The sequence below is a fragment of the Leifsonia sp. LS1 genome (genome assembly GCF_020521355.1).
Classification (GTDB): domain Bacteria; phylum Actinomycetota; class Actinomycetes; order Actinomycetales; family Microbacteriaceae; genus Leifsonia.
On sequence record NZ_BPER01000008.1, the window covers coordinates 64,717 to 89,479 of the forward strand.

Annotated in this window: 21 protein-coding genes; 7 read left to right on the forward strand and 14 right to left on the reverse strand. The window is 68.5% G+C overall.

The features are described from left to right. Positions 1–24: 24 nt before the first annotated feature. The 9 genes from LLS1_RS14740 to LLS1_RS14780 all read right to left on the reverse strand — a co-directional run bounded on the left by LLS1_RS14740 (position 25) and on the right by LLS1_RS14780 (position 11,545). Positions 25–1,449, reverse strand: a complete 1,425-nt coding sequence (locus LLS1_RS14740) for an NtaA/DmoA family FMN-dependent monooxygenase (RefSeq protein WP_223359076.1) — start codon at positions 1,447–1,449, stop codon at positions 25–27. Position 1,450: 1 nt separating this feature from the next. Continuing rightward, positions 1,451–3,184 (reverse strand): ABC transporter ATP-binding protein, encoded by a 1,734-nt coding sequence (locus LLS1_RS14745; RefSeq protein ID WP_226656668.1) that lies wholly within the window; start codon positions 3,182–3,184, stop codon positions 1,451–1,453. Continuing rightward, positions 3,181–4,041 (reverse strand): ABC transporter permease, encoded by an 861-nt coding sequence (locus tag LLS1_RS14750; protein ID WP_226656670.1) that lies wholly within the window; start codon positions 4,039–4,041, stop codon positions 3,181–3,183. Before LLS1_RS14750 ends, LLS1_RS14745 begins: the two co-directional genes overlap by 4 nt. Continuing rightward, positions 4,038–5,075, reverse strand: a complete 1,038-nt coding sequence (locus LLS1_RS14755) for an ABC transporter permease (RefSeq protein ID WP_226656672.1) — start codon at positions 5,073–5,075, stop codon at positions 4,038–4,040. The genes LLS1_RS14750 and LLS1_RS14755 overlap by 4 nt, the downstream gene beginning before the upstream one ends. Continuing rightward, on the reverse strand, positions 5,053–6,690 hold the full coding sequence (locus tag LLS1_RS14760; RefSeq protein ID WP_226656674.1) for an ABC transporter substrate-binding protein: 1,638 nt from the start codon (positions 6,688–6,690) through the stop codon (positions 5,053–5,055). The genes LLS1_RS14755 and LLS1_RS14760 overlap by 23 nt, the downstream gene beginning before the upstream one ends. 201 nt (positions 6,691–6,891) lie before the next feature. Beyond that, entirely contained in the window at positions 6,892–8,256 is a 1,365-nt protein-coding gene (locus LLS1_RS14765; protein WP_226656676.1) for a glycoside hydrolase family 32 protein, read from the reverse strand. Positions 8,257–8,310: 54 nt separating this feature from the next. Further along, entirely contained in the window at positions 8,311–9,186 is an 876-nt protein-coding gene (locus tag LLS1_RS14770; RefSeq protein ID WP_223359069.1) for a carbohydrate ABC transporter permease, read from the reverse strand. Next, on the reverse strand, positions 9,183–10,142 hold the full coding sequence (locus tag LLS1_RS14775) for a carbohydrate ABC transporter permease (protein ID WP_226656678.1): 960 nt from the start codon (positions 10,140–10,142) through the stop codon (positions 9,183–9,185). Before LLS1_RS14775 ends, LLS1_RS14770 begins: the two co-directional genes overlap by 4 nt. Next, on the reverse strand, positions 10,142–11,545 hold the full coding sequence (locus LLS1_RS14780) for a sugar ABC transporter substrate-binding protein (RefSeq protein ID WP_226656680.1): 1,404 nt from the start codon (positions 11,543–11,545) through the stop codon (positions 10,142–10,144). Before LLS1_RS14780 ends, LLS1_RS14775 begins: the two co-directional genes overlap by 1 nt. A gap of 146 nt (positions 11,546–11,691) precedes the next feature. Between LLS1_RS14780 and LLS1_RS14785 the strand changes: the two genes are divergently transcribed. The 6 genes from LLS1_RS14785 to LLS1_RS14810 all read left to right on the forward strand — a co-directional run bounded on the left by LLS1_RS14785 (position 11,692) and on the right by LLS1_RS14810 (position 16,688). Further along, entirely contained in the window at positions 11,692–12,735 is a 1,044-nt protein-coding gene (locus LLS1_RS14785) for a LacI family DNA-binding transcriptional regulator (protein WP_226656682.1), read from the forward strand. Then, positions 12,732–14,186, forward strand: a complete 1,455-nt coding sequence (locus LLS1_RS14790) for a glycoside hydrolase family 32 protein (RefSeq protein ID WP_226656684.1) — start codon at positions 12,732–12,734, stop codon at positions 14,184–14,186. Before LLS1_RS14785 ends, LLS1_RS14790 begins: the two co-directional genes overlap by 4 nt. Before the next feature lie 99 nt (positions 14,187–14,285). Beyond that, on the forward strand, positions 14,286–14,504 hold the full coding sequence (gene tatA / locus LLS1_RS14795) for a twin-arginine translocase TatA/TatE family subunit (protein WP_223359064.1): 219 nt from the start codon (positions 14,286–14,288) through the stop codon (positions 14,502–14,504). A 10-nt stretch (positions 14,505–14,514) separates the two neighbouring features. Continuing rightward, positions 14,515–14,805 (forward strand): twin-arginine translocase TatA/TatE family subunit, encoded by a 291-nt coding sequence (locus tag LLS1_RS14800; RefSeq protein ID WP_226656686.1) that lies wholly within the window; start codon positions 14,515–14,517, stop codon positions 14,803–14,805. Beyond that, the gene (gene tatC / locus LLS1_RS14805; RefSeq protein ID WP_226656688.1) at positions 14,802–15,605 is read left to right on the forward strand and encodes a twin-arginine translocase subunit TatC; all 804 of its coding nucleotides are present in this window, start codon (positions 14,802–14,804) and stop codon (positions 15,603–15,605) included. The genes LLS1_RS14800 and tatC overlap by 4 nt, the downstream gene beginning before the upstream one ends. Before the next feature lie 150 nt (positions 15,606–15,755). Then, complete coding sequence (locus LLS1_RS14810) at positions 15,756–16,688, forward strand: carbohydrate kinase (protein ID WP_226656690.1); 933 nt, start codon at positions 15,756–15,758, stop codon at positions 16,686–16,688. Positions 16,689–16,833: 145 nt separating this feature from the next. Here the strand turns inward: LLS1_RS14810 and LLS1_RS14815 are convergent, their stop codons facing one another. The 5 genes from LLS1_RS14815 to LLS1_RS14835 all read right to left on the reverse strand — a co-directional run bounded on the left by LLS1_RS14815 (position 16,834) and on the right by LLS1_RS14835 (position 23,410). Next, on the reverse strand, positions 16,834–18,594 hold the full coding sequence (locus LLS1_RS14815) for an alpha-glucosidase (RefSeq protein WP_226656691.1): 1,761 nt from the start codon (positions 18,592–18,594) through the stop codon (positions 16,834–16,836). Then, on the reverse strand, positions 18,591–20,210 hold the full coding sequence (locus tag LLS1_RS14820; RefSeq protein WP_226656693.1) for a glycoside hydrolase family 66 protein: 1,620 nt from the start codon (positions 20,208–20,210) through the stop codon (positions 18,591–18,593). The genes LLS1_RS14815 and LLS1_RS14820 overlap by 4 nt, the downstream gene beginning before the upstream one ends. Next, the gene (locus LLS1_RS14825) at positions 20,207–21,097 is read right to left on the reverse strand and encodes a carbohydrate ABC transporter permease (RefSeq protein WP_223359058.1); all 891 of its coding nucleotides are present in this window, start codon (positions 21,095–21,097) and stop codon (positions 20,207–20,209) included. The genes LLS1_RS14820 and LLS1_RS14825 overlap by 4 nt, the downstream gene beginning before the upstream one ends. Then, on the reverse strand, positions 21,094–21,975 hold the full coding sequence (locus LLS1_RS14830) for a carbohydrate ABC transporter permease (protein ID WP_226656695.1): 882 nt from the start codon (positions 21,973–21,975) through the stop codon (positions 21,094–21,096). The genes LLS1_RS14825 and LLS1_RS14830 overlap by 4 nt, the downstream gene beginning before the upstream one ends. 145 nt (positions 21,976–22,120) lie before the next feature. Next, complete coding sequence (locus tag LLS1_RS14835) at positions 22,121–23,410, reverse strand: extracellular solute-binding protein (protein ID WP_226656697.1); 1,290 nt, start codon at positions 23,408–23,410, stop codon at positions 22,121–22,123. Positions 23,411–23,733: 323 nt separating this feature from the next. Here LLS1_RS14835 and LLS1_RS14840 point away from each other — a divergent pair, with 323 nt between their 5' ends. Beyond that, on the forward strand, positions 23,734–24,759 hold the full coding sequence (locus LLS1_RS14840; protein WP_226656699.1) for an ROK family protein: 1,026 nt from the start codon (positions 23,734–23,736) through the stop codon (positions 24,757–24,759). Positions 24,760–24,763 lie beyond the last annotated feature (4 nt).

Sequence of the window (24,763 nt, forward strand, 5' to 3'; positions counted from 1 at the left end):
AGAATCCTCGCAGGACGGCGGCGCTCAGAACGACGGTGCGTCGGCGAAATCGAGACGCAGGGGTTCGACGGGCACATCCAGGTTCGCCCCGCCCCGATACCGGGCGGCCGTGTGCCGTTCCGGCAGCCGGGCGTTGCCTGCGCCGAACAACCGTTCGCGCAACGTGCCGGACCGCTCGCCCTCGCGCGGGAGGCGGCCCCGGCGACGGAGCTCGGGAACGACCAGCTCGGCGAAGTCGCGCGCCGTGTCGAACGAGTGGTACTGGCGGAGGTTGATGCCGTCCAGGCCGTCCTCGTCGAGCCAGCGCTCGATCTCGTCGGCCACCGTCGTGGGGTCGCCGACGACGAGGAAGCGGTCGTCACGGCTTCCCTTGACGAAGTCGAGCGCCTCTCCGACCGTGCGGTCGAGCGGCAGGTACGGGACCTTCTCCGCGGGGAACTCGGCGCGAGCGAGCGCCTCGCGCACGGTGATGTCCCGCGGGAACGCGGTGAGGTCGACGGGCAGACTGGAGTGCGCGAGGATGCCGTCGAGGCTCGAGTGCTGCTGATACAGCCGCCATTTGTCCTCGGCCTCCTCTTGCGTGCGGCCGACGATGACGCCCGCCATCGCGATGAAACGGAGGTCGTCGCGAGCGCGGCCGTGACGCTCGGCGGAGTCGCGCATCCCCTCGGCGTTGGCCCGGAACTGCTCACTGGTCCGGCCTCCCGTGAACACCGCTTCGGCGTGCCGTCCGGCGAACTCGATGCCGGCGGGTGACCCCGTCGCCTGGAACAGCACCGGAGTGCGCTGCACAGACGGGTGCACGATGTGCGGACCGGCGACGCGGTGGTGTTCGCCGATGTGGTCGATGTAGCGCACCTTCGACGGGTCCGTGAAGACGCGCGCCTCCCGGTCCGCGATCACCGCGTCATCGTCCCACGACCCCTCCCAGAGCTTGTAGAGGACGTCGAGGTATTCGTCGGCGCGCCGGTACCGCTCATCGTGCGGGAGCTCCTCGTCGAGTCCGAAGTTGCGGGCGGCGTTCGGAAGGTAGGAGGTGACGACGTTCCAGCCGATGCGGCCCTTGGTCAGGTGGTCGAGCGTCGACATGCGCCGTGCGAAGGCGAACGGCGGCTCGTAGGTCGTCGAGAAGGTGACCCCGAAGCCGAGCCGCTCCGTCACCGCGGCCATCGCCGGGACGAGGAGCAGCGGGTCGATGTTGGGGCTCTGGAGCCCCTCCCGCAGCGCCGTCTCCGGTCCCCCGCGGAAGACGTCGTAGGCTCCGATCACGTCGGCCAGGAAGATCCCGTCGAAACCGCCGTGCTCCAACAGCTGCGCGAGCTCGAGCCAGTAGTCGAGGTCGGCGAACCGCTCGCGGTTGTTGCCCGGCAACGGCCAGAGGCCGTGGGTGATGTGGCTCACGCACGCCATCTCGAACAGGTTGACGAAGAGCTGCTTCGGTTCGGCCAAGTCAGACGCCTTCCTGCACGAGAGCCGGCTCGGTGTCCGCCGCCGTGCCGGAGAAGGCTCCACGGACGACGGCGGGGTCGAACTCGGGGATCGCCGCGATCAGGGCCTGCGTGTACGGATGGGTGGGGTTCTCGAAGACGTCCGTGGCCGAGCCTTCTTCGACGACGGCTCCGTCCTTCATCACGAGCACCCGGTCGCTGATGTGGCTGATGACGCCGAGGTCGTGCGAGATGAAGAGGTACGCGACGCCGGACTCCCGCTGCAGCACGGCGAGGAGGTCGAGGATCTGCGCCTGGATCGTGACGTCGAGCGCAGACACGGCCTCATCGAGGACGATGACATCCGGCCGCGGGGCGAGAGCGCGCGCGATGGCGACGCGCTGACGCTGGCCGCCGGAGAGTCGCAGCGGGAAGCGGGGAAGGACGGCCTCCGGGAGGCCGACCTGGGCGAGCAGCTCACGCACCCGCGCCGCCTTCCCGTCCGCGGAGTCGAACCGCTCGGAGCGCAGTGCGTCGTTCAGGATGCGCTCCACCGTCCAGCGCGGGTCGAACGAGCTGAGCGGGTCCTGATAGACGACGGAGATGCGGCCACGGAGGCGGCGGCGTCGTTTCTCCGGCTGCGGCGCCCACTGCTCGCCGTGCAGCTGCACGCGGCCGCCGTCGAGGGGTTCGAGGGCGAGCGCGAGGCGCGCCGTCGTGCTCTTGCCGGAGCCGGATTCGCCGACGATGCCGAGGGTCTCGCCTGCACGCAGCTGGAATGAGACGTGGTCCACCGCTGTCGTGACGGTGCCGTCGGAGGTGTGGAACCGCTTGACGAGGTCGGTCGCCTCGAGGACGACCGCCCCCGGCGCCGGTTTCGCGGGCGACGCCGTGGCACCCGGCGTCAGCGCATGCCCGCGGGTGGCTTCGCTCGGCACCGCCGCGATCAGCGCACGCGTGTACTCGTGCTGCGGGTCGCCCAGGACTGCGGCCGCCGCACCCTGCTCGAGCACGTCGCCTCCGCGCATCACGAGGAGGTGATCGGCGAGCCGCGCGACGACGGAGAGGTCATGACTGATCAGGATGATGGACGCACCGCGCGCCTTCATCTCCTCCAGCTGGGCGAGCACCTGCGCCTGCACCGTGACGTCGAGAGCCGTGGTCGGCTCGTCCGCGATCACGATGTCCGGGTCGAGCGCGATGGCCGAGGCGATGAGGGCCCGCTGTCGCAGACCTCCGGACAGCTGATCCGGTCGCTGCTTCGCCCGCACCTCCGGGTAGGGAACACCGACGCGGCGGAGCAGCTCGAGGACGCGCTCTCGGCGCGTGCGTCGCGATCCCCACCCGTGCAGTCGCAGCGCCTCCTCGATCTCGCGGCCGACCGGGCGCAGCGGGTCGAGGGACACCAGGGCGTCCTGGAGGACGAACCCGACATCACTGCCCCGGATGCGTCGCCACTGCTTCGCGGTGAACGACCGCACATCCTCGTGGTGGATGGTCAGCTCGTCGGCCTCGACGACGGCGCCCCGGCCCGCGAGCCCGACGAGGGAGCGTGCGGTGACCGACTTGCCCGAGCCCGATTCCCCGACGATCGCCACGCAGCGGCCGGGAAGGAGATCGAAGCTCACCCCCCGCACGATCGGACGATACGCGCCGTCGACGACGAAACCCGTCCGCAGGTTGCGGACGCTCAGCCGGGTCGCGGGCCAGTCCAGCTCGTCCACCACGTCTTCGCTCTCACGCTCGACGATGCTCATGACCGCTCTCCCTTCTCGAGCCGTGCCTGGATATGCCGCCCGATCGTGGTCGCGGCCAGCGCCACGGCGACGATGACCAGGCCGGGGATGACGATGAGCCACCACGCCGTCGTGACGTACTGCCGGCCGGCATCGAGCAGCGCTCCCCACTCGGACGCTGGCGGGGCGACGCCGAGCCCGAGGAACGACAGACTCGACGCCCAGACGATCGACTGCCCGATCGACAGGGCGAACACGGCGACCAGCGGGCGCAGGGCGTTCGGCAGGATATGGGCGCGGATGATCCGCCACCGCGAGTGGCCGAGGGCCGTCGCGGCCTCGACGTATCCGGACCCGCGCGCCGCGAGGATCTGCCCGCGGATCATCCGGGCGTAACCGGGTGCGGTTCCGATGCCGACGGCGAGCACCTGGGTCGCGGCGCTCGGCCCTGCGATCGCGATGAGCAGCAACGCCAGCAGCAGTGCAGGGAAGGCGAAGAGCACCTCCACGAGCCGGTCGATCACGACGGCGACCGGCTTGACCCCGAGTGCCGCGAGCGAACCGAGCACCAGGGCGAGGCCGACTCCGAGCGCGGCGGCTCCGACCCCGATCGTGAGCGAGTCGCGCGCGCCCCAGACGACACGCGTGTACAGATCGCGGCCGGATTCGTCCGTCCCGAAGGGGTGGGCCAGGCTGGGCGGTTGCAGCGCGGCCTGGTAGTCGATCGCGGTCGGCAGGTGCGTGGTCAGCGCTTCCGGCGCGACGACCGCGACGACCAGGAGCACGGCGAACGCGATCGCGATGGCGAGCCCCCAGGGGACGCGCGCGAGCCGCGAGGCGACCGTCGTGCGCCCGGGAGCGCTGGTGAGGGTGGTCATGACAGCTCCAGGCGGGGGTCGATGACGGTGTAGACGACGTCCACGATGAGGTTGGCGATCACATAGACGACGGCCACGAGGGTGACGATTCCGGTGACGACCGGCAGGTCCTGCGAGTTGACGGCGCTCACGAGCACCGTCCCGATCCCCGGTCGGGAGTAGATCGATTCGACGATGACCGCGCCGGAGAGGGTCGCGCCGAGCGCCCACCCCGACAGCGTCACCGCCGGGATGACAGCGTGGCGGAGCACGTGGCGCAGGCGGATGCCCCACTCGCCCATCCCTCGCATCCGGGCCGAGAGGACGAAGGGCTGATCGAGCGAACGCTCGAACTCGGTCCGGACGCTTTGGGCCATGAACCCGGCGAGCGGGATGGCGAGCGTCAGCGCCGGGAGTACGATGCCGGCGGCCGAGGTCCCGCTGATGATCGGGAACCAGTGCAGACCGAGGCCGAAGACGAGGAGCAGGATGATGCCCAGCCAGTACGCGGGAAGGCCCGCGGTGACGACGTCGACGGTCGACCCGACCGCTCCCAGACGCGGGCCGCGACCGGCGGTGAGCGTCACCCAGACGACCATGATCAGCCAGGCGAAGGCGATCGCGATCAGCGAGAGGGTCAGCGTGTTGCCGATCTGCTCGCCGATGATCGCGGTCACGGGGCGATACTGCTGATACGAGTTGCCGAAGTCGCCCGAGACCAGTCCGCGCAGGTAGTCGACGTACTGGACGATGACCGGCCGGGTCAGGCCGTACTGCTCGTTGATCTGCGCCAGCTCCGCCGGAGTGCGCACCTGGGCCTGACCCGCCCGGATGTTGAGGATGGTGGTGGCACGGTCGCCCGGGAGGGCGAGCTGCGCGAAGAAGGCGACAGTGGCGGCGCCCCACAGCACGACGATCGCGGCGCCGACCTTCGTGAGGAGGGTGAGGCCGATCGCCCGTCCCCGGCGGGGCCGGACCGCGTTCTGCGCGATCGGCCCCGCGGGGGTCTGTCCGCCGGGTGCGGCGGTCAGCTCACTTGACGAAGTAGGCGTCATAGAACGTCGGCCCTCCCTGTGCGTGCTCCTGCCAGACGTCGCGGAGCTTGGTGGAGACCGCGAGCGTGCTCAGACGGTCGTAGACGCCGATGGACAGGGCATGCTCGGCGATGTACTCCTGTGCCTTCTCGTAGGAGGCGTTCTGTGCGTCCACGGTCGATGCCGAGTTGCCGTCGAGGATGTACTGCGCGAGGGTGTCGTCGTTGTAGAAGGCCGAGTTCGCGTAGTTCGGGTCGTCCGCCGTGGAGGGCCGCCAGTTGATGTAGAGGATGCCCGCGGTCACGGCCGTCCAGTAGCCGGCCGAGAGGTCGTACGAGTCGGGCGTCGAGTACTTGCCCGAGAAGAACTCGCTCTGCGGGACCGGGACGAGCTCGACGTCGAAGCCGACCTTCGCGGCCTGCTCCTTCACGCCCTGCAGGATCGCCGCACCGTCCGCGTTGATGATCGAGCCGGCGCCGTACGGCAGCTTCACGGCCAGCTTCGCGCCGTCCTTCTCGCGCACGCCCGTGCTGCCGCTGCGGGTCCATCCCGCCGCGTCGAGCAGCTGGTCGGCCTTCGCGGTGTCCTGCGAGTACCAGTCGGCGGCCTTCGTGCTGTAGCCCGGCGTCGCCCGGCTGACGCCGCCGTTGCCTTCGGCCGGGATGACTCCGCGGCCGATCGTGCCGACGATCGACGCGCGGTCGAGGCTGTAGGCGAACGCCTGCCGCACCTTCTCGTCGGTGAACGGGCCCTTCTGGGTGTTGAAGCTGATCTGCTGCGGGCGGCCCGCCGTCACGTACTTCTCGAGCTGGTAGCCGGCGTTCTTCAGCGTGTCCCACTGCACGGCCGGTACATCGTAGATCGCATCCACCTGGCCGCCCTGCAGGGCCGCGACGCGGGTGGTCGGGTCGGCGACGAACTTCCAGTCGATCTCGTCGACGTACGCCGGGCCGGTGTGCTTCGCGTTCGCCGGCGGCGACGTGTAGTCCTTGTTCTTCTTCAGGATGATGTCCTGCCCGCGGTTCCACTTGTCCACGATGAACGCGCCGGAGCCGATCGGCGCCTCGCAGTTCTGCTCCTGGGTGCGTGTCTCCAGCGCGTGCTGGGACTGGATGCCGAAATAGCCCTGGGTCAGGTTGTCCGCCAGGCGCGGATACGGCCGGGAGAGGTCGATCTGCAGCGTCGTGTCGTCGATCGCCTTGGCGTCTGCGAAGTAGCCGTCGAGCCAGACCTTCGCGGTGCTGTTGCCGCCCTTCACCCAGTAGTCGAAGTTGTACGCCACCGCCGCCGCGGTGAGCGGGGTGCCGTCGGTGAACTTCACGCCCTTCTTCAGGTCGAAGGTCCAGACGAGCCCGTCGTCGGACTGCTTCCACGATGTCGCGAGCCATGGCACGACCTTGTGGTCCTCGTCCAGGGAGGTCAGGTTGTCGAGGACCTGATAGGACAGGTAGGCCTGCTCGATCCACCCGCCGAACACGCAGGCGGGCTCCTGCTGGTGCGCGTAGACGATGGTGCCGCCGGTGACCTTCTGCCCGCCGGACGCGGCATCGGACCCGCCCGCGCAAGCGGACAAGGTGAGCGCGGCTGCGGTGATGACGGCGACGGCGCCGAGCGGACGGACGAGGCGTGGACGCATGTGAAGACTCCTGGGGTTCGGGGGTGCGCACCAGGATGCGGGAGATCGCAACCCACGTCGAGCGTGCGTGACACTGTGTTTCGACGCACGACCATCGGAGGTGGGCAGTCCTGTCTTCCGCCACAGGAGAACCCCCGGAGATCTCGGGGATCTCCGGGGGTTTCGATCGGCGGGAGAGAGATTCGAAGCCCGACGCGGCTTCTAGCGGACCGTGACCGCTTCCACCCGGACGATCTCCCGCTCGTGCGCAGAGGAGATCGATCTCGCGAGGTCCCAGACGACCGCACCGGCCGGCGCGTGGACGTGCCACGGAGGCGGCGTCGTCGGGTAGACCCGGCTGGTGATCGAGCGCCCCGCGCTCGTGAAGACCTCGACGACCGATCCGTCGAGAAAGATCCGCGCTGCCCAGTCCGTGCGGTCACTGAACGCTCGCGTGCTCGTGGCCGTCTCCGCACGGGCGCCGGATTCTCCACCTGCCGCGCTGCGATCGAGTGTGAGCGTGTCTGCATCGAGATCCACGACGATGTCGAGCCAGTGACCCTCGTCATACTGAAGTCGCACTGTTCCCGAGACGGCAGGGACCATGATCTCCACCTGGGCGCCGACCGTCGCACCGCTCGCGGGTCGACCGGAGTCGACGCGGAGGCGCGCGACAGCAGGGTGGGGCTCGCTGCACAGCTGGTCGCCGTCGAGCCAGGCACGACGCGGGAGCGATATCGCTCCGGCCCAGCCGGCCGTCTGCCACTCCGCTGCACTTCTCCCCTCGGTGATCCAGCCGAAGAGCACCTGCCCGTACGAGCTCTCACGCATCACGGATGCTGCGTAGAAGTTGTGGCCGTCGTCAACCCGGCGAGGAGCCGGACTCGCATCGATCGGGAAGGCCAGGACGGCCCCCGGACCGTGCTCGTGCGACCACGATGAGACGATCGCGATCTCGCGACCGTCCACCGCGATCAGCTGCGGGCACTCCCACCCTTCGCCCGTGTCGATGCCGTCGAACTCGGTCCTCGGAAGCCGCGCCAGGTCCCCCTCGAACACCCAGGAGGACCCGTCCTCGGAGCAGTACTGACGCATGCTCGCCGTGTTGTCGGGGCCCGCCGCCCCGACCACCATTCGCCACCTCGAGCCGTCACGCCAGACGAACGGATCGCGGAACATCGTGACGCCCTCCTCGGGCGCCGGGTCATCGACCACCTGGACCGGTGGACCGAAATTCGCGCCGTCCCGGTCCGACACCGCCGTCAGCACCGATTGATAGGGACGCTGCTCCACTTTCCCGGAGTAGAACGCCCGCACGCTCTCTCCGTCCACCACCGTGTTGCCCGACCAGCAGCCGTCCGAGTCGAGGCCCCCCGGCACGGGGCTCATGGCCGGCCGCTGCAGCGTCCAGTGCACGAGGTCCTCGCTCGTCGCGTGGCCCCACTCGACCGGCACCGCGATCTCGGCGTAGGAGCGGGACTGGAAGTACAGGTGCGTCGTTCCGCCGAGCTCCACCGGGCCGTTGGGGTCGTTGAGGTAGCCGCGCGGCAGGCGCACGTGGAATTGGGGAAGGTGGTGGTCGTGCATGAGTTCACATGTCTCTCTGTTCGACGGCCGTCTCGATGAGGCCGGTGCGGAGGCTCACCGGAACGAACCGGCCGTGACGCCCTCGATGAAGTAGCGCTGAGCGAAGATGAAGAGCAGAACGCTGGGGATCATCGCGAGGATGACTCCGGCCAGGACCACGGAGATCGACCCGGTGCCCAGGTTGCCCTGGAGCCCGACGAGCCCCAGCGGCAGCGTGAAGTTGCCCTGCGACTGGAGGAAGATCAACGGCCGGTAGAACTCGGCCCAGAATCCCGAGAAGTTGAGGATGGCCAGGGTCGCGATCGCCGGTGACGCCATTCGCGCGTAGACGTGCCGGAAGACGCCCCACTGCGACGCCCCGTCGATGCGGGCCGCCTCGCCGAGCTCCCTCGGCATCTGCATGAAGTACTGCCGCATCAGGAACGTTCCGAACGCGCTCCCCAGTGCCGGGATGATGAGCGATGCGAGCGAGTCGCTGATGCCCATCGTCTTCACGATGACGAAGACCGGGATGATGATCGTCTGCAGCGGCACCATCATGGTGGCCAGGAAGATGCCGAAGATCGTGTTCTTTCCGGGGAACGACACCATCGCGAACGCGTACCCGGAGAGGGTGCAGGTGATCGTCTGGCCCACCACGATGAGCACCGTCACGACGACGCTGTTCAGGAAGAACTGCCCGATCGGGATCTGGTTGAACACGGCGGCGTAGTTGCTGAAGTCGGGGTTGGTCGGGATCCACTGCGGCGGGTTGGTGAACGCCTCCGCCGGCGTGCGCAGCGAGGTGGTCAGGGTCCAGAGCAACGGGCCGAGCGCGAACACCGCGGCGAGGATGAGCAGCACCATGCCGGCGATGCTGCCGACCTTCACGATCGGCCGCCGGCGACGGCCGAGCACGACTGCGGTGCTCGGAGCGACATCTGTGGTCATTGGTAGAACACCAGCTTTCGTGCGGCGAGGAATTGGATGCCGGTCAGCACGAGGATGATCACCAGCAGCAGGATCGCGATCGCCGACGCGTAGCCGAACTGCAGGTTCTGGAACCCGGTCTGGTACATCGCGATCGTCGCGGTGGTCGTCGACGTGCCGGGGCCGCCCTTGGTCATGATGAACGGCTGATCGAACAGCTGCATCGCGTTGATCATCGCCACGACCGTGGCGAACAGGATGGTGGGGCTGATCAGCGGGATCTTGATCCGCAGGAGCGTGCGCCACGCCCCTGCCCCGTCGATCGCCGCGGCCTCCTGGACCTCCTGGGGGACCGACGTCAGCGCGGCCACGAACAGCACGAAGGTGAAGCCGACCTGCTGCCAGACGACGATCAGGATGATCGTGATCTGCGCCGCCACCGGGTTGGTCAGCCACGGCACCTCCGGCAGCCCCAGCTGCGTCAGGTAGTAGTTGATCAGCCCGAACTTCGCGTCGAACAGGTAGCCCATGAAGATCGACACGGCTGCGGTGGAGGCCAGCAGCGGCAGATAGAAGGCGGTTCGGAAGAAGACCTTCGTCGACTTCCGCTTGCGGCTGTTGACGAGGACCGCGAGCAGCAGACCGAGCGTGATCTGGAGCACGACGATGCCGATGGCCAGCAGGATCGTCACCCCGAACGAGGCGAGGGTCGAGCCGTCGCTGAACAGCCGGGTGAAATTGGCGAGGCCGACGAACTTGGGAGGCGAGATGACGTCCCACGAGAAGAACGAGAGCCCGAGCGAGGCGAGGATCGGGATGAACGTGAAGACGGCGACGAACGCCACCGCGAGCCCGATCATCGAATAGCCGAACGCGCCCTCCCGCCGGGCCGCCCGTCGCACTCCGGGGCGACGGACGGCACGGCGAGGAGAGGTCGCCCCATTCACGCGCGGGCGCTCCTGGGTCTGGACAGCCATCAGGACGCCTGCGCTGCCTTCTCGAAATCGGACTGCATGCCGTCGAGCGCCGCCTTGGCGTTACCCGACGAGATCGCCTGCGTCGTCCGCTGATTGAGCGAGGTCGCCAGCGCGTTGTAGTACGGCGGCGCGGAGATGGGCACCGAGCCCTCGAGCTGGTCGTAGAAGACCGCCCAGTTCTCCGGCCCGGTCGTCTTGTACCGCTCGGCCGTCAGCAGCTCCTTGCGGCCGGGGGTGGTGACGTTTCCAGGGAACATGATGTCGAAGGTGGAGGGCTCGACCATCATCTTCACGACCTCCCACGCCAGGTCCTTGTTCTTGGACGAGTTGAAGATGCCGTAGCCGCCCGCGCCGAAGAGCGACTTGTTGCTCTTCCAGGTCGGGAAGCGCTGCACGTCGAAGCTCCCGTCCGCCATGCCCGCGTTGTGCAGTCCGCCGGCCCAGAACCCGCCGCCGATCGTCATGCCGATGCGACCGGTGGAGAACAGGCCCTGCAGCGTCGCGCCGCCTCCGACGTCGGGCGAGGGCGAGAGGCCGGACCGCTGGAGGTCGACCACGTACTCGAGGGCCTCGATGGCGGCCTCCGAGTTGGCCGTGGGCGTGCCCCACTTCCAGCCGCCCTTGCGGCCGTGCACGCCGACCGGGTTGTTCTTGAAGGCGGAGTTCCACAGCCAGTCGCCGCCGGAGTACTTGCCCTCTTCCAGCAGGTTGCCGTTGTTGGCGTAGAGGAACGACGTCCAGCTGCCCCAGAGCCGTACGACCCAGTCGAAGGCGTTGACGTCGCCGCCGAGGCCCTTGAGGGTGGTCGCGTAGGTGTGGAACTCGTCCATCGTCCAGTTGTCGGCGGGACGGGAGAGCCCGGCCTTCTGGAACAGCTCCGTGCTGTAGAACATGCTGCCGGCGTTGAAGCTGTCGGGAAGCTCGTACAGATGCCCCTGGTACATCATCGACTCGACGAGCGCGGGGTGGATCTGGTCGAAGTAGCTCTGCAACGAGGACATGTCCTTGGTCACGTAGCTGTCCAGGGGGATCAGAAGGTCCTTGGACGCCATGAGCTGGAGGCCCTCGGTCGCGACGCTCACCAGGTCGGGCGCCGCGCCGGCGGCGATCTGGGTGAGCACCTTCGCGAGGAAGTCGTTCCAGTCGGTGCCGTTGATGGCGGTCACCTCGAGCTTCGCGTTCTTGTCGAGCTTCTTGATCTGCGGCTGCAGGGTGTTCTGCAGGGCCGTCGCCGCCTTCTGGTCTCCGAAGTAGAGCATCTTGATGGTGCCCGATGCGTTCGTCCCGCCTCCGCCGCCGGTGGAGCAGGCGGCCAACGAGGCCAGGCCGGTCAGCGCGAGGCCCGCGCCGCCGATTTTGATCAAAGTGCGACGGTCAATGGCCGTTCCAAAGGTGCTGGTCATCCGTCCGCTCCTCTCTGAGCGTCGAGGCCGCAGCGAGGCTACGGCCGGACTAATACGTATTGGGGTTCCGAGCATAGCTCCACCCGTCGCCTCAGTGCAAATACGTATTAGCTTGTGGCATGATCGGTTGCGGGAGGATCGATCACATGGCTGCGAACAGCAAAGGCCCGGCGAAGCGGGTGACCATGAAGGATGTCGCCCGGCGGGCGGGGGTGTCTCAGCCGACGGTGTCCTTCGTGCTCAACGACCGGCGCGACATCTCGGTCGCCCCCGAGACCCGGGAGCGGATCCTGAAGGCGGCGAAGGAACTGCGGTTCCAGCCCAACCGGGCGGCGCAGTCCCTGCGCTCCAACCGCCCCTTCACCATCGGCGTGATCGCGCACCGCGTCGTCTCGCAGGCGTACGCCGGCCAGATCGTGCTCGGCGTGCAACAGGCGGTGCAGCCCGCCGGCTACGTATCGTTCGTCGTCGAGATCTCCGAGGCGCCCGACAGCGGCAAGGCGGCCGTGGAGAACCTCGTCCGGCAGGGAGTCGCCGGGCTGGTGTACGCGGCCCCCGGCCCTGAGCCGATCTCCGCGCTCGACATCGGCGAGGACATCCGCACGATCTTCGTCAACTGCTGGGCGGGCAACGTGGAGGGCGCCCCCCTCGTGCTGGCCGACGAGTACCAGGGCGGCCGGGACGCTGCGGCGGCCGTGTTCGCCGCCGGTCACCGGCGCGTCGCCTTCCTCGGCGGTCCGTCCGACGACTACGCGTGCAAGGAGCGCGAGCGCGGCCTCGTCGACGCCGCCGTCGAGGCCGGCATCGACCCCGCGTCCATCCCCCGGGCCTACGGCACCTACCACGTGTCCTCGGGGTACGAACTGGCGTCCCGCATCCTGGCCGACGAGCCGCCGACGGCCCTCGTCTGCGGCAACGACCGGATGGCGGTCGGCGCACTGCTCGCGTCCCACGAGGCCGGGCTGGAATGCCCGAGGGACATCTCCATCGTGGGCTTCGACGACCAGCCGGAGCTCGCCGCAGAGCTGCACCCGCCGCTCGCCACCGTCGCACTCCCCCACCTTCAGATGGGCATCACCGCCGGCAGGCTGCTGATCGAGGACGAGGAGCCGCCGAAGCGCACCCTCGTCCCGTGTCAATACATCGACCGCGCCTCCCTCGGGGCCCCGCGCTCGGGCTCCGCCCGATGAGCTCCGCCCACTTCCTGCCCGAAGGCGGGCACGTCGGCGATGTCATCCCGTTCGAACACGACGGCACGGTCTGGCTGTACTACCTCCTCGACACGCGCGACCCGCGCCGCCCACTCGACCGCGAGGAGGGTATGCCGTGGGCAGCGGTGACGACGACCGACTTCGCGCGGTTCACCGACCGCGGCGTCGTACTGCCGTCGGGAGGCGCCGAGGCCGAGGACTTCGACTGCTACACCGGCAGCGTCGTCACGGACGACGACGGCGTGCACCACCTCTTCTACACCGGCCACAATCCGCGCATCCGCACGGCGGACGGCGACGCGCAGGTCGTCTGCCACGCGACGTCCTCGGCGGGGCTCGACTCCTGGACCCGCCACCCCGAGTGGACCTTCGGCGCCCTCGAGGGCTACTCGGCCGAGGACTGGCGAGACCCGTTCGTGTTCCGCACGGCTCCCGGCGAGCAGTGGCAGATGCTGCTGGCGACCCGATGGACCGGAACACCCTATCGCCGCTCCGGCGTCGTCGCACGACTCGTCTCGGACGATCTCGTCCACTGGCGGGACGCAGTGCCCCTCTGGGACCCGCGCCGGTTCATCACCCAGGAGTGCCCCGACGTCTTCCAGTGGGGCGACCACTGGTATCTCGTCTACTCGGAGTTCTCCGACTCCTTCCAGACCCGCTACCGCATCGCCGACTCTCCCGACGGGCCCTGGCGCGCGCCGGAGCACGACACCGTCGACGGTCGCGCCTTCTACGCATCGAAGACCGTCGAGCACGCCGGAGAGCGCCACTTCATCGGGTGGATCGCGACCAGACGGGGCGAGACCGACAGCGGCGAGTGGCAGTGGGCCGGCACGATGTCGTCGCTCCGCGCCATGCAGTCCCCCGACGGCTCTCTGCGATTCGGCCTGCCTCGAGCGGTGAAGGCGCTCTATGGAGCGGCCCGCGACCTTGTGCCGGAGCTCACCCCGCTGCAGGGCGCGGATGCCGTCCCCGGCCGCGGCGCGCTGGATCGGCATTCGACCTGGCTCGCCGGCGAGGTCCCGGCGGAGGCGCTCCTCGTCGCCGAGGTGGACATCGCTCCCTCCACGCAGGCCTGCGGCCTCCTCCTCCGCAGCTCCGACGACGCCGGGAAGGCGTACTCGATCCGGCTCGAGCCGTACCGCGATCGGCTGGTGTTCGATCGCTGGCCCCGGGGCACGACCGGCGGCGAGCAGTGGCAGGTCCGGGGAGATGTGCCGCACGAGCTCGAATCGGAGCGCCCCGTCCCTCTGCCCCCGGGCCGGCACACCATAGAGGTCCACCTCGACGGCGACATCTGCGTGGTCGTGGTGGACGACCGGGTCGCCCTCAGCACGCGGATCTACGACCTCGCTTCCGGCCGCGTCGGCGTCTTCGCGACCGACGGCGCCTTCGACCTGGTGCGCCTGGAGGCCAGGGTCCACAGCTGAAGCCGACGCGGCTTGACATCGCCCGGCCCGCTGTCTACTCTGCCAATACGAATTACTAATACGAATTGGCTCGTATCGGTTCGTCAAAGGAGATGACTCATGTTGGCTAATCTCGGTGGCTGGCACCTGCTGGTGATCCTCGCGGTGGTGCTGCTGTTATTCGGCGCCACGCGCCTGCCCGCCCTGTCGAAGGGCCTCGGCCAGTCGATCCGGATCTTCCGCAAGGAGGTCCACGACCTGTCGGACGGCGAAGCCGGCGGCACCGCGGAGAAGTCCGCTGCGCCCTCCGGTTCCGACGAGGTCTCCGCCCGACCGTGAGCAGGGCGTCATGAGCTTCGAGAAACTGCTCGTGATCGGCGTGATCGCCGCCTTCCTGATCGGCCCGACCCGGCTGCCGGCCTACGCCGCCAGGCTCGGTCGGCTCGTCCGCTCCCTGCGCGGGCTCGCCGACGATGTGCAGCGGCAGGTGCGCGAGGAGACCGGCGAGTCGGTCGACCTCGACTGGCGTCGGTACGATCCGCGGCAGTACGACCCGCGGCGGATCATTCGCGAGGCACTGCTCTCTGAGCCCGAGCCCGCGACCCGCGCCCGCGAGCGGCCCGGCCCGGACGCGCCATGAGCCGCGCGAACCGCACCGCGCGCATGTCGCTGGCGGCTCACGTCACGGAGTTGCGTCGTCGCGCGGTGCGAGCCGCGGCGGCGCTCGTGGCCGGAACCATCGGCGGCTGGTTCCTCGGCCCGCTCCTGCTCGCCGCCTTGCGGGCACCGATCGCGGAGGCCGCGGCGTCGCAGCATCGCCTCGCAGCGCTGAACTTCGACACCATCACCGGCGCCTTCGACCTGCGGATGCAGGCGGCGTTCGCGATCGGCATCGTGGCGTCCAGCCCGATCTGGCTCCATCAGGCCTGGGCCTTCCTCGTCCCCGCCCTGAGTCGCCGGGAGCTGAAGTACGGGTTCGGCTTCTTCTTCACCGCCGTCCCGCTCTTCCTCGGCGGCTGCGTCGCCGGCTGGCTGATCGTGCCGCACATCGTCCTCCTGCTCACGGGCTTCGCAGCGGACGGCTCCTCGTCATTCATCCAGGCCAACGACTACTTCCAGTTCGTGCTGAAACTCGTCGTCGCGGCCGGCTTCGCCTTCGTCTCGCCGGTCTTCCTCGTGCTGATGAACTTCCTCGGACTGCTTTCCGCCGCGTCGATCCTGCACGGCTGGCGCATCGCTTTCCTCGTCATCCTCGGCTTCACGGCGATCGTGACGCCGTCGGCCGACGTGATCTCCATGCTTCTGCTCGCCCTCCCCCTGATCGCGCTGTACTACCTCGCCTGGACGGTCGCGCTGCTGCACGACCGACGGCTCGCCGCGCGGATCCTCTCGGCGCCGAGCAGGAGACCGATCTACTGTGATGCCGACCGAGAGACGTGACGATTCCGCGGCATCGGATCATGGCGAGTGGCGCATCCTCTCCGCACCGGTGAACATTGCAATACGTATTATCCACACTGATCGACGCGCGGCATCGAGCAATCACGGCCGCGCGGGTCACGTCGATTCGGAAAGAGAGCAGGTCCACACATGCCCCCGTCATCGCCCGAGCAGGCCTTCGACCCCACGGCGGACGCTCACCGCGTACTGGTCGCCGGCGAGGCGCTCATCGATGTGATCCATCGCGACGGCACGACGCGCGAGCACCCCGGGGGCTCCCCCGCGAATGTCGCGCTCGGTCTCGCCCGGCTCGGTGTGGCGACGTCGTTCCTGACCGCTGTGGGCGACGACGCCAGAGGACACGCGATCAGCGAGCGCCTGACGGGCGCCGGCGTCACTCTCCTGCCGGAATCGTGGAGCCTTCCGACGACCTCCAGCGCGGAAGCCAGAATCACGGCGGATGGCTCGGCTGCGTACGAGTTCGACATCACCTGGCAGCTCCCCCGACGGATCGCCGTGCCTCCCGTTCGGCATCTGCACATCGGCTCGATCTCCGCCTTCCTCGCACCGGGCGCGGACAGAATCGAGCAACTCGTCGAGGAGCTCCGCCCCGAGGCGAGCATCAGCTTCGACCCGAACATCCGTCCGGCCCTCGTCGGCGACCGCGCCGACGCCGTGGCACGATTCGAGCGACTCGCGAGGCGGGCGGACATCGTCAAGCTCAGCGACGAGGATGCGCTCTTCCTGTACCCGGACGTGCGCGCAGACGAGGCGGCACGCGCGATCTCATCCACCGGCGCACTCGTGGCCGTCACACGGGGTTCCGCCGGCTCCATCCTCACCGCGGGAGGCTCCACGGTCGAGATCGCACCCGTCACCGTTCAGGTGGTGGACACCGTCGGTGCAGGCGACAGCTACATGGCCGCTCTGCTGGCCTGGTTCCTCGAGGCCGGCCTGGACACGGCGCGTGGTCTCTCACCCGCCGAACTCGCGTCGGCCGGCCAGTCGGCCGCTCGCGCCGCCGGGATCACCGTGTCCCGGGCGGGCGCGGAACCCCCCACCTCCGCCGAGCTCGCCGGGTGACAGCGCCCCGGGGCAGGGTCGGCGCTGACGCGCTGTCGAGGAGCCGCCGGCCGAACGCGGAGCCGGCCGACCGGGACCTGAATCGGAACGCCACGTGACGGCGCGCACTCGCCAGATGACCACGGCTCCGACGAGTGCGACGACGCTACCGAGCGTCCCGGACGAACACCCGGGCCTCCCACGGCCCCAAGCGCCCATCCACACGCGGAACATTCGCCTCGGTGTTCCCGAGCACCGGCACCGCGTCTGCCCACACCTCGGCCTCCGGCAGTTCATACGTCGCCGCTGCGCCGACGAGATTCGCGAGCACGAGAACCTCCCGCGCCTCCAGAGTCCGCACGTAGGCGAACACGGTGGGATGCTCCCGCAGGAGGAGCTGGAAGCTGCCGTGCGAGATGGCACGTTCGGAGTGTCGGAGCGCGATGAGGGCCTGGTAATACGCGAACACCGACCGAGGATCGCGTCGCTGAGCGTCCGCGTTGATCCGGTCGAAGTTCGGGTTCACCGGGATCCACGGCTCGGCCGTCGTGAAACCGGCGTTCGGCTCAGCCGACCACTGGAACGGTGTGCGCGCGTTGTCGCGGCTCATGATGCGCAGGGCGGCGAGCACCTCATCCGGGGCGACGCCGCGCAGTTGCACGGCCTCGGCGTAGTGGTTCAGCGATTCGATGTCGCGGAACCCCGTGATGTCGGCGAACGACATGTTGGTCATGCCGATCTCCTCACCCTGATAGATGTACGGGGTGCCTCGTTGGAGGTGGAGGACGGTCGCCAGGGCCGTTGCCGATTCGCGCCAGTAGTCCGCGTCGTCGCCGAATCGGCTGACCACGCGGGGCTGGTCGTGGTTGTTCCAGTACAGGCTGTTCCAGCCGGCCTCGGCCAGTCCCTCCTGCCACCGGGCGAACGACTCTTTGAGGTCGCGAACACTGGCGGAACGCGGGTCCCACTTGCCGCCCGGGCCGTGGTCCAGGCCGACGTGCTCGAACTGGAAGACCATGTCGACTTCGCGACGCGACGGATCCGTGAACAGTCGCGCATCCTCGACTGTGACGCCAGGCATTTCGCCGACGGTGAGAAAGGCTCCCTCACGGTGCGCAAAGACGCGCTCGTGCATCTCGTGCAGGAACTCGTGGATGCGCGGCCCCTGCGCGTAGAAGGGGAAGCCGTCGCCGTAGAGAGCGCCGGGCGCGACGACGCCATCCGGCAGCGATGGCACCTTCGACAGGAGGTTGATGACGTCCATCCGGAAGCCGTCGACCCCCCGGTCGAGCCACCAGCTCATCATGTCGTACACGGCACCGCGGACCTCGGGGTTCTCCCAGTTCAGGTCCGGCTGCTTGCGCGAGAACAGGTGCAGGAAGTACTCGCCGGACGCCTCGTCGTACTGCCACGCGGATCCGGAGAAGAAGGACCCCCAGTTGTTGGGCTCCGCCCCCGGCTCTCCGCCGGCGAAGCCCTCGCGGGGTGCACGCCACCAGTACCAGTCGCGCTTGGGGCTGTCAGGCCGGGACGCGGATTCGACGAACCACGGATGCTCATCGGACGTGTGATTCACGACCAGATCCATGACGAGCTTCATTCCCCGCGAATGGATGTCCGCCAGCAGCTGGTCGAAATCGTCCAGAGTTCCGTAGATGGGGTCGATCTGCTGGTAGTCGCTGATGTCGTAGCCGTTGTCGTCGCGCGGTGAGGCGTAGATCGGCGACAGCCAGATCACGTCGACACCGAGCTCCTCCAGGTGGTCGAGGTGCTGGGAGATGCCCCGCAGGTCGCCGACGCCGTCGCCGTCCGCGTCCGCGAAACTCTGCGGGTACACCTGGTAGACGACGGCAGAGCGCCACCACGGGTCTTCCTCGGCCGTCGTGCGCGGGGGAACCGCGGTCGGCAGGAGCGTGACGTCGGTCATTCCATTCCGTTCGGATCGAGTTCGATGAGCACGAGCTGCCAGGTGCCGGGGGCCGGCAGGGTGACCGTCGCGTGGGTGGCGCCGGCGTCGACGGGGACCTCGACGAGCCGCGGAGAGCGATCCGGATCGGCGACGCGGACGCGGGGCGGCGAACCGGCGACGGTCCGGATGCGCAAGACGCCCTCGCCGACGGCGGCCGGCGTCTCCTTCGGCCCGTCCCAGAGGGTGTCCGGCTGGCCGGCGAGGTTGATCAGCTGCACCACGAGCCCGCGAGGGGTGCTCGTGACACGTCGCCAGACCGCTCCGGCTACGGCCTCGCCCGAGACCGGCGCTGCTGCATACGACACGTCGATGTCGTCGTTGTACGGCCCCGCGTAGGAGCCGGTGACATCCACGATGCGAGGGTCGAACAGCAGCTCGTCGTGCTCCACCATGAAGTCGTACCAGCGGCGGAGCAGCTCAGCGGTCGAGGGCTCCACCGTGTGGTTGCGGACGTAGTAGGGGTCCACCAGGATGCGGTCGGCCTCGCCGGCGAGGAGGTGGGTGGCCCCGTGGGAGAACAGCGTCGCCATCGTGAATGCGGTGGCCTCGTCGGCCGCACCCGCTGGAACGGAGTCGTAGACATGCTGGTAGGCGGCGATGGCGACCGGTTTGCCCTCGCCGGCCGCCCGGGCGCGCGTGGCGACCGCCGCCAGAGCGCCGAGGGTCACGTGCGGATCCCACACCTCTACATACACGGCGTCTTGCGGGGTCGCGCCGGTCACCCATGTCGGGAAGTCGTTGACGTTGTTGAAGACGAGGCGCGCCTCCGGGAGGCGGTCGCGCACCCCGGCGATCAGCGCCTCGAACGAGCTGCCGACGTCCACCGCCCGGCCGTCCGCGCGACGAGCGTGCTTGGGGTAGCCGTACTGGTCGAGGTGGAAGCCGTCGAAACCGACCGTCGCGACCGAAGCCGCGAGTTCCTCACGGAAGTGCGAGAGCCACGACACGGCCGCCGGATCGACGATGAACAGGAAGTCGCCGAGGGCGTACGGCGAGCCCGTGGCGTCGATGAGCGCCCAGTCCTTCCACTGGTCCCACTCCTGCGGTCCGACGGCGTAGACGGCGGCATAGCCGAGCGCGCGGGCTCCGGCCGCCCGCACCGCGTCAGCGAGGCGGCGCACGGTCTCCAGAGCGACGGGCTGGCCGAGCGCATCCTCGTACGCCTCGCCACCGCCGAGCAGCTCGGCATGGCGATAGGCCCAGTCGTAGAACTGCACGTCGGTGAGGTGGAGGCGGCGGACAGTGTCGGCGAGCCCCTCTGGATCCCGCCCGGGCGAGTAGTCCACGGTGAAGCCGTAGCGGATGCGCGCGCCTGGATGCTCGGTCACTTCGACCGCGGTTCTCGTGATGGATACGCCGTCCGTCCACTCGACCCCGTACCCGCCGGGCGCGAGCGAGCCGAGCGAGAGATACCCGGCGCCTTCGGTCTCCCGGCTCTCCACCTCGACGCCCAGGTGCCACAGCGTCAGCGTGCCCGGGCCGGATGCTCCGCGCAGTTCCACGCGGACATCCTCGCCGGCCTCGAACGAGGAGCGTTCCGGCAGCAGCTCGGCGCGCACCGTCCTCTCGCTCATCCCTTCACCGCCCCCGCGGTCAGGCCCTGCACGAAGTACCGCTGGAACACCAGGAAGACGACGATCACCGGAACGATCGCAATGATGGATGCGGCGAAGACGAGGCCCCACTGGGTCGCGTTCTGACCCTGGAACAGCGCGATGGCAATCGGCAGCGTGCGGTGCTCCGGCGTGTTGATGATGGTGAGGGCCCAGGCGAACTCGTCCCAGCAGGCGAGGAACGTGAAGATGGTCGCCGTCGCCAGGGCGGGCTTGGCCAGAGGGATCGCCAGACGCCAGTACCTCGTCCACGCATTCGCACCGTCCACCTGCATCGCCTGGTCGAGCTCGTCGGGGATAGCGGCGAAGAATCCGCGCAGCAGGAAGGTGTTGAGCGCGAGCGACCCGGCGACGTAGAAGACGATCAGGCCGCCGAGCGAGTCGATCAGGCCGAAGAACTTCGCGATGACGAATTGCGGGATGATCAGCATCATCGCTGGCACGACCAGCCCGAGCAACAGGATGCGGAACATCCATTCGCGTCCGGGGAACCGGAACCGGGCGAACCCGTAGGCCATCATCGAGCTGATCAGCAGCGACAGAGCCGTGGAGATGACGGCCACGATGACGGAGTTCACGAAGTAGAGTCCGAAGTCCTGCGTCGTCAACGCCTGGGTGTAATTCGCCGTGGTCGCCGGGTTCGGGATGAACTGCGGCGGAACTGTCAGCACGTACGCCTGGCTCTTGAAACTGGTGGAGAGCATGTAGAGGAACGGCGTCACCATGATCACCGCCCCGACGATCAGGATGGCGATGCGAGCGGCGGTGCCGAGGGACCGGGCTCGGCGCACGCCGAGCCGCCTGCGCGCGGGGGGCGCGGCGGCCGTCGTGGCGGCGGTGGCGGTCATGCGAGATCCTCTCCGCTGCGGTCGCGGAACACGCGCAGCTGGACGATGGCGAGCACGAAGACGATCACGGACAGGATCACGGCGAGAGCGGAACCGTAGCCGAAGTCGAGGAACGTGAACGCCTGGTTGTACATGTAGGTGAGGACGACATCGGTCGCGCCGCCCGGTCCACCGCCGGTCATCAGGAGCACCGACGTGAAGACGTTGAAGCCGCCGATCACGAGCATCACCGTGACGAACAGGAGCGTGGGCCAGATGGCCGGGACGGTGACGGTACGGAAGCGTTGCCAGCGGCCGGCGCCGTCCATCATCGCCGCCTCCTCGAGCGCACGGGGCACTCCCTGCAACGCGGCGAGGAAGATCATCATCGACCAGCCGACGCCTTTCCAGACGCCCAGCGCGCAGATCGCGACCAGGGCCGTCCATCGGCCGGAAAGCCAGGAGACGTCGGAGTTCATCAGGTGCAGGAAGTCGTGCAGCGTGAAGTTGATGAGGCCGCCGTCGGCGAAGAGGTACTTGAAGAGCAGCGACACCACGACCCAGCTCGTGACGACCGGCAGATAGAAGAGCACCCGGAACACCGGCTGAGTCGGGCTCTTCTGCTTGAGCAGAAGAGCGATGAACAAGCCGATGATGATCTGCGGTGGCACCGTGAAGAGCATGTAGATGCCGCTGTTCGCGAGGCTCAGCCAGAAATGATCGTCCGAGAACGCCCGGATGTAGTTGTCCAGGCCGATGAACTGGCTGACCGCCCCGGCGATGACCTTCCAGTCGTAGAAGCTCATCTGCACGGCCTGCGCGATGGGCACGAGGATCAGCGCGGCGAAGAGGAGAAAACCGGGGGCGATGAAGAGGTAGGGCGTCGCGCGGGTCAGCACGCGGCCGGCCGTCGGCGGCCGCCGCGGCCGCGGCGATCGCTGCGTCGGCGGTGCCGAACGGCGGCCAGGGGCGGCGGAGGGCCGCGGCGCGGCGGGAGTGCTTCCCGCCGCGCCTGAGGTGTCTGCTGTGGCCGTGCTCACGAGGTCACTTGCCGGTCAGCAGCGGATCGATCTGCTGGGCCGCCGTGGTGAGCGCATCCTTGACGCTGGTTGATCCCGTGAATGCCGGGGTCAGCGCGGTGCTGAGGATGTTGTCGACCTTCGCCCCCTGCGGGATCGCCAGGCGCGCTTTCGCCGTCTTCAGCTGGTCCGCGTACATCGTGTAATACGGGTCGATGGCGGCCTGCTTGGACGCGTATGCCGGAATCACGGTCATCTGACCGGTCTTCGCCATCTCGATCTGGAACGACTCGGATTGCGTGAAGCGGATGAACTTCTCGGCCGCGGCCTGGTGCTTCGACGATGCGGTGAGCACGATGTCCTCGCCGCCCACGACGCTGGTCGACGGTCCGTCGCCGTGGGGCACCGGTGCGTAGACCGGCTTGAAGTCCTTGTACTGTCCGGCCCAGATGCCCTTCATCCACGGGCCATCGAGGATGGTCGCGTACTTGCCGGTCGGCAGGCCGTCCGACGTGGAGGTCGCACCCTGGTTGCCCGTGATCAGGTTCGGGATCTGTCCCTCCTTGTACAGATCGACGAGCATCTGGATGGCCGCCACCGACTTGTCTCCGTTCAGGTAGCCGGTGGCCTTCGTCAGGCCGGAGTTCGTGATGCTGCCGCCGTTCGACCAGATCCACGGGTAGATGTTCCAGCCGCCCAGCCCTCCGTCGGCGAAGACGGACACTCCGGTGCCCTTGAGTTTCGCCGCCATCTGCTTCAGGTCGTCGAAGGTCGCCGGCGGAGTGCTCATCCCGGCCTCATCCAGAGCCTTCTGCGAGGTGATCAGCACGCGGGTGTTGGCGTCGAGCGGGAGCCCGTAGTACTTGCCGTTGTACTTGTTGGTCGCGAGCGAGCCCGGGTACGTCGCCTTCGAGAGGGTGCCGAAGTCGCTCATGCTGTCGGACAGCGGCGTGAGAACGCCGAGCTGGCCCAGCTGAGGCACCCAGCCGATGTCGGACCGGACCAGGTCGGGCAGCGTGCCGCCGGCCGCGCTCGTGGTCAGCTTCTGGAGCAGGCTGTCGTACGGGATGTCGACGTAGTCGACCTTGATGCCGGGGTTGGCCTTCTCGAAGGCGGGAATCAAGGTCTTGTTCAGCGCATCCTCCTGGGTGGAGTTGCCGCCGTTTCCGTAGGATCCCCAGAATGTCAGGGTGACGGGGTTGCTGGACGAGCCGTCGGTCGAGGATCCGGCCGACGGGGACGAGCAGCCGGCCACGACGAGCGCGATGGCGGCGGCCATCGCCGCAGAGCCGGCCAGTGCGGTGGAACGCTTCATTGCAGTTCTCCTGTCAAAGGGTGACCGGAGCGCTCAGCTCGAGCGCCTCTTGGTGTGAATTATTTCTAGAGCAAAAAGAACTCGGTGTCAACTTCCGGTTCTCGCCCGCATTCCCGCCCTTGATTCGTTGATTGACGAAACAATCTGGCTATGCGAGAGTGAGGGAACAGAGAAAGGGGGTCGGCGTGACGATTAGCGCTCCCTCATGGACGCCCGGGACGGGTGCCTCCCGTTCGGTCGCACTCGAAGTGCTGATCAATGGACCCCTCTCACGAAGCGACATCGCACGCCGGCTCGATCTCTCCCCGGGATCGCTGACGCGCTTGAGTGCTCCTCTTATCGAGAGCGGGCTGCTGGTCGAGACCGGCGAGCTCACGGAGGGTCGCACCGGCCGCCCATCACGCCCGCTCGACATCGTGCCGGACTCCCGCCACTTCATCGGGATGAAGCTCACGGCCGATGACGTTCAGGGGGTCGCCACCGATCTTCGCGCCAACGTGATCAGCGCCGACCGCGCATCCTTCAGCTCGCGCGACCCGGAGTCCGTTGCAGATGCGATCGCCCAGGTCGCCGAGCGGCTCGCGGGCACAGTCCCGAGGGTCACTGCGATCGGGGTCGGCCTCGGCGGCCGAATCGCCCACAACTCCACCGTGGCGAGCGCCGCCTTCCTCGAATGGGAGGACGTCCCGCTCGTCGACATGATCGAGGCGCGCACCGGCATCTCGACGATCATCGAGAACGACGTCGTCGCCTTCACCGAAGCCGAGCACTGGTTCGGCTACGGACGCGGGCTCGACCGCTTCGCCGTCATCACCCTCGGCGTCGGGATCGGGTACGGCCTCGTCATCCACGACGGCATCGTCGCCGACGAGGACACCGGCATCGGACTCATCGGACACTGGCCGCTGGACCCGTTCGGCCCGCTCTGCCCCGCAGGCCATCGAGGATGCGCACGCAGCGTTCTCACGCAAGGAGCCATCACCCACGAAGTGAGCGCCGCGCTCGGACGCGAGGTCGGGTACGACGAGGCGCTCGACCTGGCGGTGGCCGGTGAGCCCGCCGCTCACCGCGTCGTCGTCGATGCCGGCCGGGGCCTCGGCCGCCTCCTCGCCGCCATCGCCAACCTCACCGTCCCCGAACGCATCATCCTCGGCGGCGAAGGCGTCCGCCTCGTCGAGATCGCACGCGAGGCGGTCGACCAGGGAATCGCAGCCGACCGCGACCCGCGGGCGAAGCGCCTCGATCTCGTCGCCACCTCCGGCGACAATCTCGAATGGTGCCGCGGAGCTGCCGTCATCGCCATCCAGACCTACGTGCTCGGCACGCATCCCGGAGCGGAAAGGCGCTGACGCG